The sequence below is a fragment of the Salmonirosea aquatica genome (assembly GCF_009296315.1).
GTDB classification, from domain to species: Bacteria; Bacteroidota; Bacteroidia; order Cytophagales; family Spirosomataceae; genus Salmonirosea; species Salmonirosea aquatica.
In genome coordinates this window covers 1,369,832-1,388,377 of sequence record NZ_WHLY01000002.1, presented here as the reverse complement: position 1 = coordinate 1,388,377, position 18,546 = coordinate 1,369,832, and the positions used below count along the sequence as shown (strand labels likewise).

At 50.6% G+C, this 18,546-nt stretch carries 14 protein-coding genes and 1 pseudogene; 8 read left to right on the top strand and 7 right to left on the bottom strand.

The genetic code is table 11. The features are described from left to right. Positions 1–17 precede the first annotated feature (17 nt). Together GBK04_RS06885 and GBK04_RS06880 are read right to left on the bottom strand one after the other, a co-directional pair. Positions 18–1,871 carry a RagB/SusD family nutrient uptake outer membrane protein gene (locus tag GBK04_RS06885; protein WP_152758067.1) on the bottom strand — a complete coding sequence of 618 codons (1,854 nt, stop codon included), beginning with the start codon at positions 1,869–1,871 and terminating at the stop codon, positions 18–20. A gap of 11 nt (positions 1,872–1,882) precedes the next feature. Then, complete coding sequence (locus GBK04_RS06880; protein ID WP_373330781.1) at positions 1,883–5,074, bottom strand: SusC/RagA family TonB-linked outer membrane protein; 3,192 nt, start codon at positions 5,072–5,074, stop codon at positions 1,883–1,885. Positions 5,075–5,939: 865 nt separating this feature from the next. On the opposite strand from GBK04_RS06880, the gene GBK04_RS06875 reads away from it, so the two are divergent. Beyond that, positions 5,940–6,647: a LolA-like protein gene (locus tag GBK04_RS06875; RefSeq protein WP_152758065.1), complete on the top strand. Its 708-nt coding sequence runs from the start codon at positions 5,940–5,942 to the stop codon at positions 6,645–6,647. A 73-nt stretch (positions 6,648–6,720) separates the two neighbouring features. On the opposite strand, the gene greA is transcribed toward GBK04_RS06875, so the two are convergent. Continuing rightward, positions 6,721–7,197, bottom strand: coding sequence for a transcription elongation factor GreA (gene greA / locus GBK04_RS06870; protein WP_152758063.1), 477 nt, complete (start codon positions 7,195–7,197; stop codon positions 6,721–6,723). A 329-nt stretch (positions 7,198–7,526) separates the two neighbouring features. Between greA and fmt the strand changes: the two genes are divergently transcribed. From fmt to GBK04_RS06855, 3 genes are read left to right on the top strand one after another with little or no spacing between them, the layout of a single operon-like run. Further along, positions 7,527–8,453, top strand: coding sequence for a methionyl-tRNA formyltransferase (gene fmt / locus GBK04_RS06865; RefSeq protein WP_373330780.1), 927 nt, complete (start codon positions 7,527–7,529; stop codon positions 8,451–8,453). Between the two features lie 39 nt (positions 8,454–8,492). Further along, positions 8,493–8,999: a dihydrofolate reductase gene (locus tag GBK04_RS06860; protein ID WP_152758060.1), complete on the top strand. Its 507-nt coding sequence runs from the start codon at positions 8,493–8,495 to the stop codon at positions 8,997–8,999. 60 nt (positions 9,000–9,059) lie between these two features. Further along, entirely contained in the window at positions 9,060–10,163 is a 1,104-nt protein-coding gene (locus GBK04_RS06855; protein WP_152758058.1) for an alpha/beta hydrolase, read from the top strand. Positions 10,164–10,208: 45 nt separating this feature from the next. Here the strand turns inward: GBK04_RS06855 and hslU are convergent, their stop codons facing one another. Together hslU and porQ are read right to left on the bottom strand one after the other, a co-directional pair. Further along, positions 10,209–11,624 carry an ATP-dependent protease ATPase subunit HslU gene (gene hslU / locus GBK04_RS06850; RefSeq protein ID WP_152758056.1) on the bottom strand — a complete coding sequence of 472 codons (1,416 nt, stop codon included), beginning with the start codon at positions 11,622–11,624 and terminating at the stop codon, positions 10,209–10,211. 188 nt (positions 11,625–11,812) lie between these two features. Beyond that, entirely contained in the window at positions 11,813–12,958 is a 1,146-nt protein-coding gene (gene porQ / locus GBK04_RS06845) for a type IX secretion system protein PorQ (RefSeq protein ID WP_373331443.1), read from the bottom strand. A 26-nt stretch (positions 12,959–12,984) separates the two neighbouring features. On the opposite strand from porQ, the pseudogene GBK04_RS06840 reads away from it, so the two are divergent. The 3 genes and pseudogenes from GBK04_RS06840 to GBK04_RS06830 all read left to right on the top strand — a co-directional run bounded on the left by GBK04_RS06840 (position 12,985) and on the right by GBK04_RS06830 (position 16,471). Next, a pseudogene (locus GBK04_RS06840) lies at positions 12,985–14,543 on the top strand (acyl-CoA carboxylase subunit beta). A 60-nt stretch (positions 14,544–14,603) separates the two neighbouring features. Further along, positions 14,604–15,707 carry a phosphotransferase gene (locus GBK04_RS06835; protein ID WP_152758054.1) on the top strand — a complete coding sequence of 368 codons (1,104 nt, stop codon included), beginning with the start codon at positions 14,604–14,606 and terminating at the stop codon, positions 15,705–15,707. Then, entirely contained in the window at positions 15,704–16,471 is a 768-nt protein-coding gene (locus GBK04_RS06830) for an ADP-ribosylglycohydrolase family protein (protein WP_152758052.1), read from the top strand. Before GBK04_RS06835 ends, GBK04_RS06830 begins: the two co-directional genes overlap by 4 nt. Before the next feature lie 106 nt (positions 16,472–16,577). Here the strand turns inward: GBK04_RS06830 and GBK04_RS06825 are convergent, their stop codons facing one another. Then, on the bottom strand, positions 16,578–16,760 hold the full coding sequence (locus GBK04_RS06825; protein ID WP_152758051.1) for a hypothetical protein: 183 nt from the start codon (positions 16,758–16,760) through the stop codon (positions 16,578–16,580). Between GBK04_RS06825 and GBK04_RS06820 the strand changes: the two genes are divergently transcribed. Beyond that, positions 16,731–16,973: an ADP-ribosylglycohydrolase family protein gene (locus GBK04_RS06820; RefSeq protein WP_373330779.1), complete on the top strand. Its 243-nt coding sequence runs from the start codon at positions 16,731–16,733 to the stop codon at positions 16,971–16,973. The genes GBK04_RS06825 and GBK04_RS06820 overlap by 30 nt on opposite strands. Positions 16,974–17,114: 141 nt before the next feature. On the opposite strand, the gene GBK04_RS06815 is transcribed toward GBK04_RS06820, so the two are convergent. Next, positions 17,115–18,443 (bottom strand): erythromycin esterase family protein, encoded by a 1,329-nt coding sequence (locus GBK04_RS06815; RefSeq protein WP_152758047.1) that lies wholly within the window; start codon positions 18,441–18,443, stop codon positions 17,115–17,117. Between the last annotated feature and the right edge of the window lie 103 nt (positions 18,444–18,546).

Sequence of the window (18,546 nt, the reverse complement as noted above, 5' to 3'; positions counted from 1 at the left end):
TGTTTAGAGAGTTGGGACTACCAAACGACGTTGGGAGTAAAGTTTTTCATTTTGTACGTGTCGTCGGTATTGAACGGAAAGTAGTACATGGCGTCTTTCCACTTCACCTGACGCGTCGCTGGCAAAGGCTGCCGGATATACTTGAAGCCGGTAGGGTAGGTCTTGCTAACCGGAACTTTCTCGATGTCCATCCCGATGAGCGTACTCGTCATCACTTCCGGGGCGTCCTTCCAGCGACGGATGTCGTGGTAGTAGTGTGACCCTTCGAAGCACAGTTCGATCGTCCGCTCGTTCTTGATGCGCTCCCGGAGTGCATCCTTTGAACCTGTATAAGCGTCCAATACGTCAGGCATTTCCGCCCGTTTCCTGATTTTGTTGAGGGCCTGAAGGGCTGTCATGCTCGCGCCGGGTGCCATACCGTTGGGACCGTAGGCTTCGTTGGCGGCTTCGGCGTAGTTGAGATACAATTCGCCCAATCGGATGATCGGATCGGTGTACTGGGGCGTAGTCTTGTTGTTGACACTCTGCTCGCCCCAGGTCTTACGCAGGTAGTAGCCCGTCTTGGTGATTCCGGCGTAGGATTGATCCAGCAACTGGCCATAGTTGGCAGCCCCATTGACGGTTTCGTAATAGATCTGGGCTTTGCCATAGCCCGGCACCGGTGCCGTATTATAAATGATATCGATATAGAAGCGGGGGTCGCGGTTTGCGTAAGGGTCTTGGTCGTTGTAGTGCCCTGCAGCAATAGCGGCCTGCCGGTCAGCGGCCGTATTGAGGGGTTCCCCCCACTTGGTTTCGAACTTGTCCACAGTATTCTGCGTGGGTGATTCGCCGGAGAAACTGGTCTTCGAAGCGCCAAATATTCCGTTATTTAAGCCTGCCAAATCACCGGTATTGTACGTTTTGGTACCAGCGTACCAGGCCCAAAGCTGTTCGTTGGAATAGGTGGTACCGATGTAGTTTTTCTTATAGTCGGCCAGGGACAGCAGATCGAAGCCGAAGCTCTCGGCGATTTTGATAGCCTCCCAGTTGGCAGCGGCGGCTGCTTCCCAGTCCTTAATCCCCTGTTCGTTGTTAAGCGGACTGGCGGCATACAGTAGCGCGCGTCCTTTCATGGCTTTGGCCGCGACGCCGCCGGGCCGGAACTGATTGGGACTATTCAGGTGACCCGCCACGCCAGGACCTGGGTCGCGGCGCATCAGGTCGGCCTTTGCGAAGAAAGTGGCCGCTGAGTCCATATCCGCCGCGATCCGCAGCAGGGTCTCGCGCTTGGACAGCCGGGCAACATCCCACTGGTCGTCAGGGCCAATTACGGTGGTTAGGTACGGCATGGCGCCCCAAAGCCGGAACAGTGTGAAATGGGCAAAGGCACGGATAAAATGTGACTGCCCTTTGAAATCGTTGATATCCTCGGCGTTCACACCCGTCAACTTATCGATGTTGGCCAACGACATATTACAGATACGGATAATCTGAAACATTGACCCCAGGACGGGTCGCCGGGCCTGATCGTAGGTCATCTTGTTAATTACCGCCGAAACTGAACCCGCTTTGACGACCTGCGCGTCCATCGACCGGCCCATATCACTCATGTCGGTGAGTGATTCCAGGGTGTATTTTTGATCCCAAAAATTGAAGTAGAGCGAAAAAGCGGTCTTGATATTGTAGTCCCGCCAAGTGGTACCATCCAGTTTGGTGCCTTCGTAAATGGTATCGAAAAACCGCTTGAAGTTGTCGTACTTACTGAACACTTCCTCGGTATCCAGCCCCGATTCCGGCGATTTGTCCAGAAAGTCCTCTTTACAGGCTGCCATGAGTACGGTTACCAGCGCTGAAGCCAGTAACAGCGTACTTAATTTTTTGATTTTCATAGGAGTCATGTTTAGAATAAGGCCCGAACGGCAAATTTGATTGCGGTCATTTGGGGATAAAAGCCCTGGTTGAAGTCCTTGCGCTCAGGGTCGCCTTCGATCAGCCTGGTTTTGGTCCAGAGGTTGTTGGCGGTCACGAAGAAGAGCAGGTTATTGGTTCCCAACACTCTTTTCAGGGTTTTGGAATTGAAGGTGTAGGCCGCATAAACCTCCTTCAACCGCAGGTAGTCGGCATTGCGCCAGAAGCGGTTCTCGACCATGATGTCAAAACCCCGGTCGGCTTCACCTCCACCCCAGAAAAGGTTTTCGGTACTACCACCCGCTGAGTAATGCAGCGTGGCGTGGTTAGTCGCACCATTGGTGGGCGTCCAGTAGTCGAGTTGCGAGGCGTGTACCCGCCAGTCGCCTTTGATAAACTCTACTTCGTAGGGTTGGTTGAATTCAACGTACTTGCCGATGTTACCCGTGAAGAGGAAGTTGAAATCGAACTTTTTGTAGGAGAATCCCGAAGAGAACGAATACGTGAGTGGCGCGTAGTCGGAGCCGCGAATGGGGTACTTGTCAAGACTTGTAATTTTACCGTCGCCGTTGAAATCCAGGTACTTGTAGTCCCCCACATTGAGCCGGCTCACGTCGATGGCCGACACGTTGTTGTGAATGTCATCGACGGAAGTGTAGTACCCGGTGCCGGTAAGTTCCACGCCGCTGAGTTGTGCCCCCAGCGGTTTACCCTGATTCTTCTGGTAGTCGGCGGCAAAGGGAAGGTCATCTTTGTAGAGGATGCGGTTTTCGTTGAATCCAAAGATTCCCCGGACGAAAAAGTTGATGCCCGACGCCGTGTTCTTGCGGTATTCGGTTTCGAGTTCTATCCCGTGCTTCTTAAGACTACCCAGGTTGAGTTCCTTGAACGAGTTACCCACCAGCATCGTGACGGTGCGGGGTACCAACAGCATTTTGTCACGCTGCTCGTCGAACACATCGACGCTGAACGTAAAGCTATCGTTCCAAAGTCCCAGTTCCAGGCCGATATCCCGCTTCCGCGCTTCTTCCCACTGGGCGGTTGAGTTGGCTCCCAGATCTTCATGAATGTACCCCCGGCTATCCTTGAAATAATTGCTGAGATACAGCCAGCGGTTGTCTGCGATGTCGCTGCCCACGATACCGTCGGAATAGCGAACCTTTAATTTGCTGATCCAGGGTAGGTTGTCTTTGATGAATCGCTCCTCCGAAAGCATATAGCCCACGGCTCCCGACGGGAAAAAACCGTAGCGGTTGCCGGGCGCGAAACGTTCTGAACCCGTAAGTCCCACGTTAACTTCTACCAGATACTTATTAGCGAAGTCGTAGGTAGCCCGACCGACCAACGCCTGGTTGTAGTAGGGGAATTGAGTGTCTTTGTTCTTTTGCTGACGGTTGGCCAGAGCCAGACCGGACACGGTGTGCTTCCCGAAGCTACGGTTATAGCTCATGGAAAGCTCGTAGTACATATCCTTGTAATAGTCGTTTTCCAAACTACCTACGTTGATGTCCAGTGGTCCCTGCTTGAAAATCTCGTTGCCCTGCCCGTTGCGGAACCAGGGGTTTTCTTCGCTGCCGATCTTGTCGTAATTCAACTGGTAGTCGGGGAAAGAATAGGAGGCCGTTAAGGTACGGTTGCGGTAATAGGTACTCATGGATACCTTGCCTTTGGCGGAAAGGCCCTTGGTAATGAAGTCCAGACTTTGGTTTAGGATCAAATCCGAAAATAGTTTGGAGTCCAGATAACGGTTGAAAGAACCCTGGTTGAAGGATGTGTAGGGGTTGCCCGTGTACTCACCGAAGTTCATGGCCAGCCGCCGTCCCTGGTCGTCGGGGTAGTCGGGATCGGGAACCTGCTCAAGCACCCATTCGGGGAAATACGCCGGGTAGCGCGACGGACCAGTGGAGTACAAATTACGCCAGGGGGTACCATTGGGCTGATTCTTAACACCCGTTTCGCCGCCTACATTTAGCGAGAGGACGGTACTTTGGGTAAGATTGAAATCGATGTTGGTGCGGTAGTTGAAGCGGTCGTACCAGAAGCGGGTATCGTCGTAGCCGTTATGATATGCCTTGAAAAAATCTCCCTGGTGGGTGTAGCCCACCGACGCGAAGTACTTGATAAATTCAGTACCCCCCGACACGTTGAAGTTGGCGTTGGCATTGGCCGCAAAGGGTTTGATCATCGTATCGAACCAGTTGACGTTCGGATAGCGCAAGGCATTCAGCGGTGTCGAAGGGTTCTGGTATTCGTTCAGGACATTCTGCGGAATCAATTCCGTAAATTGCTGGCCGTTCATTAAAGCTACATTATACATGCTCATCGTCTGATACGAGCTGATATGAGCCGGAATCCGGGTGGCCCGTGACATACCGTACGAGGCCGTAAAATCAAGTTTAGGCTTGCCGAACGCGCCTCTTTTGGTAGTGACCAACACCACGCCATTAGCTCCTTTGGCTCCGAAAACTGCCGTAGCTGACGCGTCTTTCAACACCGAGATGGTAGCGATTTCGTTGGGATCCATATCCTTAAAATCGCGCTCGACGCCATCCACCATGATAAGGGGCTGCGACCCGTTCCAACTCGACAAACCCCGGATGATAATTTCGGAGTGGTCGTTGCCGGGTTCACCGCTGTCTTGCATCGTGAGTACTCCCGACAGCTTGCCCGCGATGGCGTTGGTAATATTGGAAGTCCCCGAACGCATGAGCTGCTTGTTGTCCACCTGCGTAATGGCCCCCACTACGCTTTCCTTGCGCTGCGTACCGTATCCTACCACTACCACTTCCTCGAGTGCCTGGTTTTCTGACACCAGCGTCACATTGATAGTGGTTTGTGTTCCTACCAGGACTTCCTGAGATTTGTAGCCAATGTAGCTGAATACCAGGATTGATTTCTCACTGGCGACTACAAGTTTGTATTGGCCTTTCGTATCGGTGGAAATACCGTTCATGGTACCTTTCTCCACGACGTTGACGCCTGGGATTATCGCTCCGTCGTCACCTTTTACCGTCCCCGAAACCGCCACGGCAGCTAGGGTTTGTGAATCGTTACCTACTTTGAGGTCTTCCGGTTTTCTTCCATCGGAAGCGGCCACTAGCCCCACAAACAGAAACTGAAGCAAGACTCCGGTAGCCATCTGCCGCGCAATAGCCGGGATGTAATTGGGTAGTTTTAATGGCATAATCAAGTGAGTTATGTTTTGCAAAGTTGTCTTGATTGACCGTGTTTGCGCTCGAAGCGGGGTACGGCTGGACCCGGCTTGAGAGAACTCAACTCGTATTGCGTAGCATGGGATAAAGGTTTAGGTTCGTTGTGTATTATTTTATATATGCTTCTGAATGCCAGTCATTTTAGAATGGCTATCCACCATACAGGGGATGCGGTAAAACCTGTCTTCAGGATTAGGCGGACTTTTTTTCAGAAGGTCCGTTTTTGAACTACATGGAAATAAATCATCAAGAGTAAGTAGACAAAGGGGATTGTTTACCTATGCATGCAACTGATAAATGATTAATAATTGAATTATTTCTTAAAAGACTATACACTTATGAATATCGGTATAAGAAATGTACAATACTATACTCAGTTGATTATGAAGTAGGGTACCTCTCAGTAGACGAGGAGGTCAACTGGGGTGTCCATTTGACTTGACGTCTGCCTTCAGTAAACACCCCTACCTGTAAAATACTTTTTTGTCACTTTTTTTGATTTTTTTAGTACTGTATGTGGAAGTCGGGCCTGCCAAACTGATGTAGCGCGGGGGTGAAAGTATTTTTATCGAATCCCAAACTAAGTATGGATAGCTGAGCGAAATCTTTTGTATTTTCTTTGTATTGGTAGAGATAGGAGGTATGTATCCATCCCAATTGAATGGTGTGCTTCCTTGAAAAGAAGTGAAAAGAAAAGACAGGAATTAGTGCGTAAGCCGCTTGAAAACAGTAAATTGTGCTAACTGAGTGGAGTTTGTGAGCTAATTCCAAACTGAAAGTATCAAACTATAATTTTCTGATTTTATACATTTACCTGAAATCAAAATTTCGCTTATTATGAAAATCAAAATGTTCTCCGGACTCCTGGTGGCATGGCTGCTGGGTTTCTCGGCTCAGGGCCAGGATCTGACCACGGCTGATGCGGTAGTTAGCAAATACCTGACGGCTATTGGCGGCCTCGAAAAACTCCGTTCACTACAGGATATGACCGCCAGCGCGACAGCCGATATCCAAGGTCGCACACTGGAAATGGAAACAAAAATGAAAATGCCCAATAAATACAAACAGGTGTCTTATATGATGGGAAACGAAGCTGGAGGCGCTACCTTTGACGGTACTACCCTGTCGCGCTCGATGCGGGGGCAGCAGACCACCAAGGATGGGAAGGAAGCTTTCATGGAATTTTTGCAGGGCCATCCTTTTCCCGAGCTATACTACGATACACTGGGGGTGGAGAAAAAGCTGGTGGGCGTGGAGAAAGTAGATGACAAGGATGCCTACAAGATTCAGTATACAGTCGATGGCAAAGAATGGTACGATTACTTCGATAAACAAACCGGCCTGAAGGTGAAGCGATCCGCTACGAATGAATCACCCCGGGGTAAAGTCGAGACAGATATACGGTTTGGAAACTACAAAGAAGTGAACGGTATCAAGTTCCCTTTCACGAGGAGTCAGAAACTGGGGCAATTCGAAATGACTATGGAAACGCAGTCGATCAAACTAAATAAGGGAATCGACGATAAGCAGTTCAAGATCAAATAGTGGAAATGAACAATGAATCATGAAATAGTGGAATCGAAATTGGCGACTTTTCACCATTCATTGTTCATCACACTCAGCCTCGGCTGATTTCCAGTATTTCAAATTCGACGGTACCGGCCGGGATCTTGATCTCGGCCGCTTCGCCTACTTTTTTGCCCAGTAGCCCTTTCCCGATGGGCGATCCTACCGAAATCTTGCCCGTTTTCAGATCCGCTTCTTCTTCCGAAACCAGGGTGTAGCTCATTACAGCACCGTTTTTCTTGTTTTTCAACTTGACCGTAGACAGCACCGCCACCAGGGAGGTGTCGATGGACGATTCGTCCAAGACCCGGGCATTGGAGAGGATTTCCTCCAGCTTGGCGATTTTCATCTCATGCAGGCCCTGGGCATCCTTAGCGGCATCATACTCGGCGTTTTCACTCAGGTCCCCCTTGTCGCGGGCTTCGGCAATCTGGCGGGCGATTTCGGTGCGCCCCTTTGTTTTCATGTCATTTAATTCATTTTTCAGGCGGTTGAGGCCTTCTTCGGTGTAGTATGAAATCTTTGCCATGGGGTCAGACAGTCGTTTGAAAATTAAAAATATCGTTTATTTACTAGGGGCTTTATAACAAAAAAGAACGGCGTGCCGACCGTTCATGGAGAATAAAAAATCACTCGCAGGAGTGATTTTCAGGTCTCTTCGGTTGGGAAGCCGTATCGGAAATATTGTTTCATAGTCCAATCTTGGACGACAAATTTAACAATATTTGCAAACCTTGCCAACAGAATGGTTGAAAATGGACCAAGGCAACGTTGTAAAAAATTGAAAAATAAATTCAAAAAATTGTAAAATGCTTGGAATAAGTGGATTGCAGTTTTTAAACAGCTGGAAGATCGTCTATGTCAAAACCGTTGAAAATCATATTTATGGGAACGCCCGAATTTGCCGTTTCCAGCTTGCAACTACTCCTGGATAACCAATGTGAGGTCGTAGCGGTTATCACCGCCCCCGACCGACCGGCTGGCCGTGGGCAAAAACTGACCGAATCGCCCGTGAAGCAGTGTGCGGTAGCCCGGGGTATACCGGTGCTGCAACCCGAAAAACTTAAAAATCCCGAATTTCTGGCTACACTGCGCTCGTTTGAGGCCGATCTGCAGGTCGTCGTGGCATTCCGTATGCTGCCCGAAGTAGTGTGGGCCATGCCACGACTAGGTACCTTCAACTTACACGCCTCGCTGCTGCCCGACTACCGGGGAGCGGCGCCGATCAACTGGGCCATCATGAACGGGGAAACGGAAACCGGCGTGACCACTTTTTTTATAGAAAAAGAAATTGATACGGGCAAGATCATTTTTCAGGAGAAAGAAGCTATTGCGTCCGACGACACGGCAGGTACCCTCTATGAGCGCCTGATGAAACAGGGTGCCCAATTGGTGCTACGCACGGTACGGGCCATCGAAGCGGGTACCTATCCGCAGATTCCTCAGCCCGCCGGGCGGGAAGGCAAGGAGGCACCTAAACTTTTTCGGGAAACGTGTGAAATCGACTGGAACCGCCCGGCAGCTGAGATTCGGAATTTTGTACGGGGATTATCGCCCTACCCAGCCGCCTGGACGACCCTGAACGGTCAATTTTGTAAACTATACCATGTGAGCGTAGTGAAACCTGATCCAGAACCAAACGCCGAACCCGGTGACTACTGGTCCGATCAAAAGACTTTCCTATACTTTCGGGCGGCCGATGCCTGGGTAGCCGTTCATGACATTCAGGTGGAAGGAAAAAAACGGATGAAAACCGAGGACCTCCTGCGGGGTTTCCGATTCTGAAAGGATAGCCTGGTGCTATCGACAAATCAATCTAACGACATGCTTGTTTCTATTCTTGTTGCCGTATCCAATAACGGAGTGATCGGCCGTGACAACCAATTATTGTGGCGGCTCCCTGACGATCTGAAGCGATTCAAACAATTGACCCAGGGCCACCCGATCATCATGGGCCGTAAAACCTTCGAGTCCATCGGTAAGCCGCTGCCCGGTCGCACGTCCATCGTCATCACCCGTTCGCCCGGCTATATTGCAGAGGGTACCTACGTGGTAAATTCCCTGGAGGAGGCCCTGACCGTAGCCCGGCAGCACCACAGCGAAGAAGCCTTTATCATCGGAGGAGGTGAAATATATCGGCAGGTTCAGGAAAAAAAATTAGCAGATCGCCTCTACATCACAAGAGTACTGGCTGATATTGAAGGAGATACTTTTTTTGAGGTTTTAGATGAGGCAAAATGGCAGCTGGTCAGTGAGGAATTTCATGACGTAGATGAACGCCATCCAATAGCCTTTTCTTTCAACAATTATAGTATAAGAGATGTTATATAATCTTTATCACAAAGATAAGTTAACCCGACTCTTAATTTTTTTTGACCTAAACAGCGAACTATGGAAATAGCTGTACAATCCCCAACACGCACGCTAAAACTAGAACTCATCACGCCCATACTGGATGACCGTCCGGTCTATGTCTCTGGGAATTTCTGCAACTGGTCGCCCGATCTCGATGAACTGAAAATGGAGTGCCTAGCACCCGGACATTACCAATTTGTCTTTCCGAAAGACCTTGAACTGCCCGACGAAATCGAGTATAAATATACCCGCGGCGGCTGGGATCAGGTGGAACTCGATAGTAACGGAAATGCGCCCCTGAACCGTTTTGCACCCCTGGACCGTAAGCGGATCAAGGATTTCGTACCTCACTGGAGACGCAACGGTGTTTCGCTCGACTCGGCGCTGTTTCCTATCGTCGAACTTTTGGCCGAGGCATACGACGTACCTGAACTCAAGGTTAAACGTAAAATTCAGGTACTGCTACCTCACAACTACCACGAGCACCCCGACCGGCGCTATCCGGTGCTGTACCTGACCGACGCCCAGAATCTGTTTGGGGCGGGCTCGGCCTATGGTAACTGGGGCATCGATCGCAAATTGGCAGTATTGGCTGCCCGTGACCGGGCCGATGTGATTATTGTGGCCATTGATCATGGTGACAAAGAGCGGATCAATGAATTTTCGCCCTATGATACTCCCCGCAATGGAAAAGGTAAAGGACGGGAATTTCTGCGTTTTATAATCAATACGCTGAAACCGGCTATCGATGCCAAATACCGCACCAAACCGCACCGTCTGCACACGGGGATCGGAGGTAGCTCGCTGGGAGGACTGCTGGCTACGTACGCCGGACTGATGCATCCTGATGTGTTCGGTCGGTTGATGATTTTCTCGCCCTCTTTATGGATATCGCCCCGCATCCATTTCGACGCCATCCACTTCTTCGAGCCGTTCGAAACCCGAATTTATTTGTACGGAGGTAATCGTGAAGGGGCCAATATGGTCAAGAACCTGAAAAGCCTGCACGAAACCATCGAGAAACAAGGCTATGGCTATGATCGGGTAAAAGTCAAGCTGGAAGTTGATCCACAAGGCAAACACAATGAAGCCCGCTGGGGCGAAGAATTTCCTAAGGCGTTGGAGTGGCTATATTATTGAAAAGCTACTGGCTATTGATATTGACCAATAGCCAGTAGCTTTTACTTATAAAATAAACTGGCTGAGGTCGCGGTTCTGGACTAGCTTGGAAAGCTTTTCATCCACCATTTCCTTCGTGACTACCACGTGGGCGTTCGGTCCGATCACATCCGGGATATCGAACATGAAATCGTTGAGGAGTGAACTCATGACCGTTTGCAGACGACGGGCTCCGATGTTCTCTACTTCACTGTTCACTTCGAAAGCAATTTTGGCAATTTCCCGGATTGCTTCCTCCTGAAACCGCAATTCTACCTGTTCCGACTGCATCATCGCTTCGTACTGCTTGGTCAGGGCATTTTTGGGTTCTTTCAGGATCTGGTAAAAATCATCCTGCGTCAGGCTCTGTAGTTCCACCCGGATTGGGAAGCGTCCCTGCAATTCCGGAATCAAATCGGAGGGTTTGGCCACGTGGAAGGCTCCAGCCGCAATGAACAGAATGTGGTCGGTATTGATAATACCGTGCTTGGTGTTGACTGCACTGCCTTCCACAATAGGGAGCAGGTCACGTTGCACGCCTTCACGGCTGACATCAGGACCGCCGCTACCACCCGAACGGCTGGAGGCCACCTTGTCAATTTCGTCGATGAAGATAATGCCCAGGTTTTCTGCTTTCTGAATGGCTTCGGACTTCACCTCGTCCATATCGATGAGCTTGGAGGCCTCTTCTTCCAACAATAATTTCTTGGCCTCTTCCACGGTAACCTTCCGCTTTTTGCCACGCCGGGGCATCATATTGCCGATCATTTCCTGAATGTTCATCATCGAAACATCGTCAATCGCACCGCCAATCATGCCCACGTTGGGGCCAGAACTCTGCTGGATTTCGATTTCAATTTTCCGGCTGTCGAGTTCACCGTTGCGGATTTTCTCCCGGAAACGCTCCCGGGTACGCTGATTCAGTTCCTGATCGCTGTCGGGCATGGATTCGGAGGTAGAGCTACCATTACCGTTATCATTTCCAAAGCCGACTCCGGCGGTCGAAGAGGCGTGCATGGGCGGAATAAGAATATCCAGGATCGCATCCTCGACCATCTGCTCGGCCCTGATTTTCACTTCTTCTTTTTTCTGAGCTTTCACCATGCCCACTGCCTGCTCCACCAGGTCGCGCACCATGCTTTCCACGTCGCGACCCACGTAGCCTACTTCGGTAAATTTGGAAGCTTCAACTTTGACAAAGGGAGCGTCGGCAATTTTGGCCAGACGGCGGGCGATTTCGGTTTTCCCTACGCCCGTCGCGCCAATCATGAGAATATTGTTAGGGATAATTTCGCCCTGGATTTCTTCGGGGCTATTCATGCGACGCCAGCGGTTGCGCAGGGCAATGGCCACGTGGCGCTTGGCATCGTGCTGGCCGATAATATATTGGTCCAATTCGGCTACAATTTGCCGGGGGGTAAGTCGATCTAAGTGTTCAGTCATATAGGTTAGCTGATGGCGGACAGCCAGTAGCCGATTGCCATCTTTATATTGTATAGATTAAAAAAGGGCGGCAGGCCGCCGGAAAAAAAACTATAATTTGGTAATAAATAAAGGGAGCCGGAACGATAGGTGAGGACGGGTTGAAAGAAATTAACACCCAAACAACCGTTCCCGTTTGGAAAAAACGGTCATTTTTTCAGATTTAGATTAAAACTGAAGGTATTGGCAGCCATTCCTGCATGGTACTGGGCGCGTCCGTAAGCGAGTTCAAACCGTTTGATCCGTAGCCAGGCACCAAATGAAAAGCCCGAAAAACCGCCCATATCCTGTAGGCGCAACTCCTGCCGGAGCAGGTGGTCGTAGCCCAGCATAAGCCGAAAGGTAGGATGAATCAGGATTTCGGTACCCAGCGTGAGGTGCCGCAGGAATTTTTCGGGTAGGTTGGTTTTGCGTGGAATACGATTGCCATTCGCATCGAAATCATAAAATAGAGCCGGATCATTATATACCATGTCGAAGGAGTTGAGGTGGTGGGCGGTGAGTGAAAGGCGCAGAGGTGCATACTCAGGCTTGAAAGTAACGCCTATCCGCAGGTCGAAGGGCAGGGGAGGTACCTCGCCGCCGGCGTAGTTTTGTTTCAGGAACCCCAGGTTTTTCACTACAAAACCGGCAGTCAGGTCACGGGTAGGATGCCTGAACACGGCCCCCCAATCCAGCGCCAGCCCCCATAGTTGGTAACTGGCCAGCGAGGAGCCCACTAGTTTTAGCGCGCCGCCGATGGTAATGTTCTGAATCGTGTTGCCATAGCCTACCGACAGTGAGTAGTCGGCCGCCCGGAATTCGCCCACCGGATTGCCCAGATCATCCGTTTCTACCATCGTACCGTAGTTGAAATACTGAATACCACCCGCCCATACACCCCGCATTTCCCCGAATTCGTGGGCAAAGGCCATGCTCACAAAGCGGGTGTCAGCCAGGTAGGGCATATATGTCATCGAGAGTTGGTCAACTTTGGCCGTATCCAGCAGAGCCGGATTTTGCATGAATAAAGTAGCATCGGCGCCCGACAGCGTAACATGGCGCGCCCCCAGCGCCGTGAGGCGTGCAGTGGGGGGAGCTGTAGGAAAGTAAGACCCGCTCTCCCGCCTGTGGGCTGGGCGGCCAGCCCTGATCCAATGCTGAGCAAAAGCAGTAGGAACAAAGGTTGGCTCCCTAGGTACCCCCGTCCGGTACGTTGTTGCATAAAAGTATTGATTCCGTAAATTGCCCGTTATTTGCCGGTTGGTTGAAAAGTAAAAGTACAATGAAAAAACCAACCTATCCCAAACCAACACCCTCACAAACAAACGAGCGAAACAACATGAAAACGCCGGATTCAACGACGGGTCGAACCGAAATATTGGATAAAAAAAACGCCGAGGCCCTGTTGGGAGGCGGTGAAAAGCGGATTGCCTCCCAGCACAAAAAAGGAAAACTGACGGCCCGCGAGCGCGTGGAGCTGTTGATGGACGAGGGTACCTTCGAAGAGATCGGTAAATTTGTCATGCACCGCAGCAAAGATTTCGGGCTGGACAAGGAACACTACCTCGGCGATGGCGTCGTGACGGGTTATGGTACTGTAGCGGGGCGGCTTACCTACGTATTCGCCCAGGATTTTACGGTGTTTGGCGGCTCGCTTTCTGAAACCCACGCCGAGAAGATCATCCGGATTATGGACCTGGCCATGAAAAATGGCGCCCCTATCGTGGGCCTCAACGATTCGGGCGGCGCGCGTATTCAGGAGGGGGTGCTTTCGCTCGCCGGCTATGCCGATATATTTTATAAAAACACCCTGGCCTCGGGCGTCATTCCCCAGATATCGGCCGTGATGGGTCCCTGTGCGGGCGGGGCGGTGTACTCTCCAGCCATCACGGACTTTATCCTGATGGTGGAAAATACCAGCTATATGTTCGTGACGGGGCCTAACGTGGTGAAGACCGTGACCCACGAAGACGTGACTTCCGAAGAGCTCGGCGGTGCCATGACCCACGCCACCAAGTCGGGCGTAACGCACTTTGTGGCCGCCAATGAAGTGCAGTGCATCGAATACCTAAAAAAGCTGTTGAGCTATATGCCCCAGAATTGTGAGGACGAAGCCCCGCGCCAGCCTTACGAAGGTACCGACGAGCAGCGTCCCAAATTGAAAGACATCATTCCGGCGAACCCCAACCAACCCTACGACATCCGGGAAGTGATTGATGAACTGGCTGACGCCGATAGTTTTTTTGAGGTACACTGTCATTTTGCCGAAAACATCGTCGTGGGTTTCGCGCGCCTGGCCGGGCGGAGCATTGGCATCGTGGCCAATCAGCCCGCCGTGCTGGCCGGGGTACTTGATATCCACGCCAGTCAGAAGGCGGCCCGCTTCGTTCGTTTCTGCGACAGCTTCAATATTCCGCTGCTGGTGCTCGAAGACGTACCCGGCTTCCTGCCCGGCACCGATCAGGAATGGAACGCCATCATTACCAACGGCGCTAAATTGCTCTATGCTTTTTGCGAGGCCACGGTACCCCGCATCACGGTCATCACCCGCAAAGCCTATGGGGGGCCTATGATGTAATGAATTCCAAGCACATTGGGGCCGACATGAACTACGCCTGGCCAACGGCCGAAATCGCGGTGATGGGGGCCAGCGGCGCGGCCGAGATTATTTTCAAGCGCGAGATTGCGGAGGCGGACGATCCGGCGGAGAAACTGCGTGAAAAAGTGCAGGAGTACACCCACAAGTTTGCCAACCCCTACCGCGCTGCCCACCGGGGCTACGTGGATGAGGTGATTTATCCCGAGCAAACCCGCGAAAAGCTGATTCGGGCCTTCGCCATGCTGGAAAATAAAGTAGACACTTTGCCCAAAAAGAAGCACGGAAACATTCCCCTCTGAGAAAAGTTTAGCTTCCAAAGTACCTGTACCTGATTTTAGCTTCCCATCAAGAATCAAAAAATGATTGACAAACAACAGCGCTTTGAAGAATTACATCCCGATGTATTCTTTCTTACTTCGGAACAACCCACTCAATTGGCTGATTTTCTGCGGCAGTGCGGCTGGATTGTTGCCGATGAAGCCGTGCAGCGTATCGAAAAACCGGGTGAGGGCAATATGAATTACGTACTTCGGGTAGGTACCGACCGCCAATCTTTCATCGTGAAGCAGTCGCGGCCCTGGGTGGAAAAGTACCCCCAGCTCGACGCGCCCATTGAGCGGATTATCGTAGAGGCCCAGTTTTATGATGCTTTGTCGGAAGTGGCAGGATTACAATCTTACATTCCGGCGCTGAAAGGCTTTAAGGCGCAGCACTTCATGATGGCGGTGGAGGACTTGGGCGAAGCTTCGGACTTTACGAATAATTATAAGAAATCGGAGCAGATCACTCCGGCCGAACTGGCCGACCTGATACAATTTATTTCGGGGTTGCATCAGGTATCGATCGGGCAGCTGCAAGTCCCCTTCCCCGACAACCAGGCCTTGAAAACCCTGAACGCGGAGCATATTTTCAACTACCCCTACCTGGAAGATAATGGCTTCGACCTCGATACGGTACAACCGGGCTTGCAAACCCTGGCCACCACGTATAAGAAAGATGAAACACTGAAAAAGAAGATCCAAAAATTGGGTGAGGTATATTTGGGCGAAGGGGGTACCCTACTTCATGGCGATTATTATCCCGGTAGCTGGCTGAGAACGGCGAAGGGTACCCGGATCATCGATCCGGAATTCGCCTACGTGGGCTGTGCGGAATTTGATCTGGGGGTGCTGGTGGCGCATCTCAGAATGGCCCAAACCGACGATGCGGTCATCCGTGCCGGTTTGGAGGCCTATGACCTTACGACCCGTACCTTCGACCATGCCCTGTTTGCCGGGTTCTGCGGGGCCGAGATTCTGCGGCGCATCATCGGCCTGGCCCAGCTGCCGCTGGATCTGACCCTGGAAGAGAAAGAGCATCTGCTGCTGTGGGCGGCCGCGTCGGTACTGAATCCCGAAACCAATCCCTACCTTACTGGCTTGCCGGAAAAAGATTCGGTACCTTCAATCGATAAGAAAGAATGAGATTTTTTTGCATGAACAGCCGGACTGTCGGTTTTGGAAAGCTACTGGTTCTGGCTTGGTTGGTGAGTACATCGGCTGCGCTGGCGCAGGTTTCGACCCGATTGTCCAAACAGGAATACTACAACAAAATACTGGGCTTACTGGTTGGCTCGGCCATCGGCGATGCAATGGGCGCGCCGACCGAAATGTGGCAGCGTCGGGATATCGAGGTGGAATACGGCCGGGTTCACAAGCTGGACTCGATGGTGCGTGCCCCGTCGCCCGAGGGTACCTGGAAGTACAATCTGCCCGCCGGCGGTACCACCGACGATACCCGCTGGAAAAAACTGACGGTTGACTACGTACTGACGCAAAAGCTACCCCAACTCAATTCCAAAGCTTTCGCTGACCACATGATCGGGCGTTATAAAGACGACATCAAAAACCTGAAAAACACCGAAGGATTTGACCCCGAACCTTACGAGGAGGCGATCATGCGGATGGCGTGGCTGCAGGAATGGGCCAAAGTAGCGGAGCCTTTCCGGAACAACGATCTTAAAGCCTACGCCGATGCGCTCAGTAAATTCTACGGCGGTGAAATGGTGTGCGCGGGCCTGCTGTACGCGCCGGTAGTGGGGGCGGCCGTACCCGGCAATCCGCTGCAGGCTTACGAACAGGGCTATGCGCTTTCTTTCTTCGATATCGGTTACGCCCGTGACCTCACGGCTCTGGCGGCCGCCATGACCTCCGCCGCTTTCGAGCCGCGCGCTACCCCCAAAGCGTGATGAACGTGGTCAGGACGGTGGACCCCAAAGGGTATTTCAAAAGCCGGTTGGTAGGTCGGCGTGCCTATGCTTTCTAGCAGGTTGCCCAGAACATCGCCTACGATTTTCAGAAAACCCAGCCGTCGGACTTGCCGGGGGGTACCTGGTACCTGCCGCCTGGACCGCGCTTTCGCCGCTGGAGCATTACCGCATCACGCAGGCCTACGCCCAACTGGACAAGCTGAACGAGGACCTGCCTTTCCACGCGGCCGAAATCATATTGATTACGCAGACGGCCCTGCTCTGCCATCAGTTTGATTTTGAAAAGAGTATGGCTTTCATCATCAATTACGGCCGCGACAACGATACCGTAGGTGCCGTGGCGGGTGCGATCCTGGGCGCCTATTGGGGAGCCGATCGCCTACCCCAAGCCCAATCCAAACTTGTGCGGGAAGTATGCAAAAATCAGCTGGGAATTGATCTGGAAAAACTGGCGCAGCAGATGACGGACAAGGTGTATTGATCTACTGGACTTGATGTGTACTTTCTTATCTATTCATGCAAAGAAAGCACTTCAATCTTATCTTGTAAAGATCTTGTTCACAGCATAGGATCGGTTAATTAGTTGCACCTGAAAATATTTCAAGTACCCATGATCACTAGTTTACGGTCTCTTACTCTTCAAAAAATGACTTGGCTGCATTTCTTTGATATAAAATATCCCGTCAAAGACCTCGGTCCAGCGGGCTTCAATCGCACTGTGTCCTCTTGCTTTTAGTTTGAAGTAGTCGGCATAGTCAGGGTACTTCTTTTTGAAAGCCTGAAAATCAATGAAGGCGTAATCCAGTTCTTGATCTATCCAGTTTTCAAAATCGTTTCTTCTGCTTTTTTTAATAAGAAATAAGGGCTGGTTTAGGGAGGCTTTCGGGGCTGTCTGTGATTGGCCATAATTGGAGGTGAATCCCAGCATGTAGGTTTGTTGGTGTAGAGCACTATCCGTCGAGAAATAATGCCCCATCGAGGCAATGCCAAGGTGAGGATTTTTGAAGGACGTTTCCCCATTTTTCATAATATGAAGATTTGCCGCCCACACAATAATTTTTTCATTAGGGTACCTTTCCTCAACCAGCCATTTTAGGTTTTTTGCCATTCTGGCTTCCCTTGTGTTGTGAGAAGCCGATTTTCCCTGGTTGCAGATCTCAATGGCAAACTCTTTCAGGTTTTCCAGGGCCAGGTAGGGGGCTTCTCTTTTTTGGCTGTTTGGTAGTTCTTTCTCTATTCCCTCGACCGCAGTTTGAAATTTTTCAAGTTGTTTGATGAAATCGGTATTCACCAGGCTATCCAAATAAAGAGTAGTCTTATAATTTGATGGCAGCAGTGTATCAATAAAAGGAAGAAAAAGTGATTTGTAATCGTCTGATTCATAGTATTCGCTATGGTTTGTTGATAAAAATTCGTCGAGCGATTTTTTCAACGAATCAGTAGTGAATCGACCATGCATTTGATTGTCGAAACCCGCAATGATTAGAGGATGAGTCGATCGGTAGGAATCAGGTATATAGTTATAAAGTAAAAGGCTGCATTCTTCACTATATGACCAGACAGGGTATAAATTCTCTTTAAAAAACCGGGAAACAGTGGCTGAATCATGGCTTGTGTGTTTCCAGCCTTCGGTCAGAGCGAAGAAATCACTTTCAAAAGCGAGAACGTTAAATCCCATTTGCTCGTGGAGATATTTTATTAGTTTGGTTTTGGCCAGAAAGGTGGTTCCATCCCCATGCGACTGCTCTCCCAGCATTACTACTCTGGAATCTCCCACTGCCTGCCGGATTGGAAGTAGGTCGTCTGAATTATCAGTGATCAGGGAGGGGATATCTTTAGTCTCTTGTTGTACATATTGTTTTAACTTAGGCTGTCCGTATCCCAGAATAGGAGTGATGGCTGAGACTATGAATAGAACGTATTTTAGATAATCGAGTCTAGGCTTTTGCATGATTTCCTAAGTGTATGTTTGCCAGACCCGAACATTGCTAAAAGTGTTGGAATTAAAAGCAATTTTACTGCGGAATAACCCATTTGAAAAAGGCAGGGGTAGC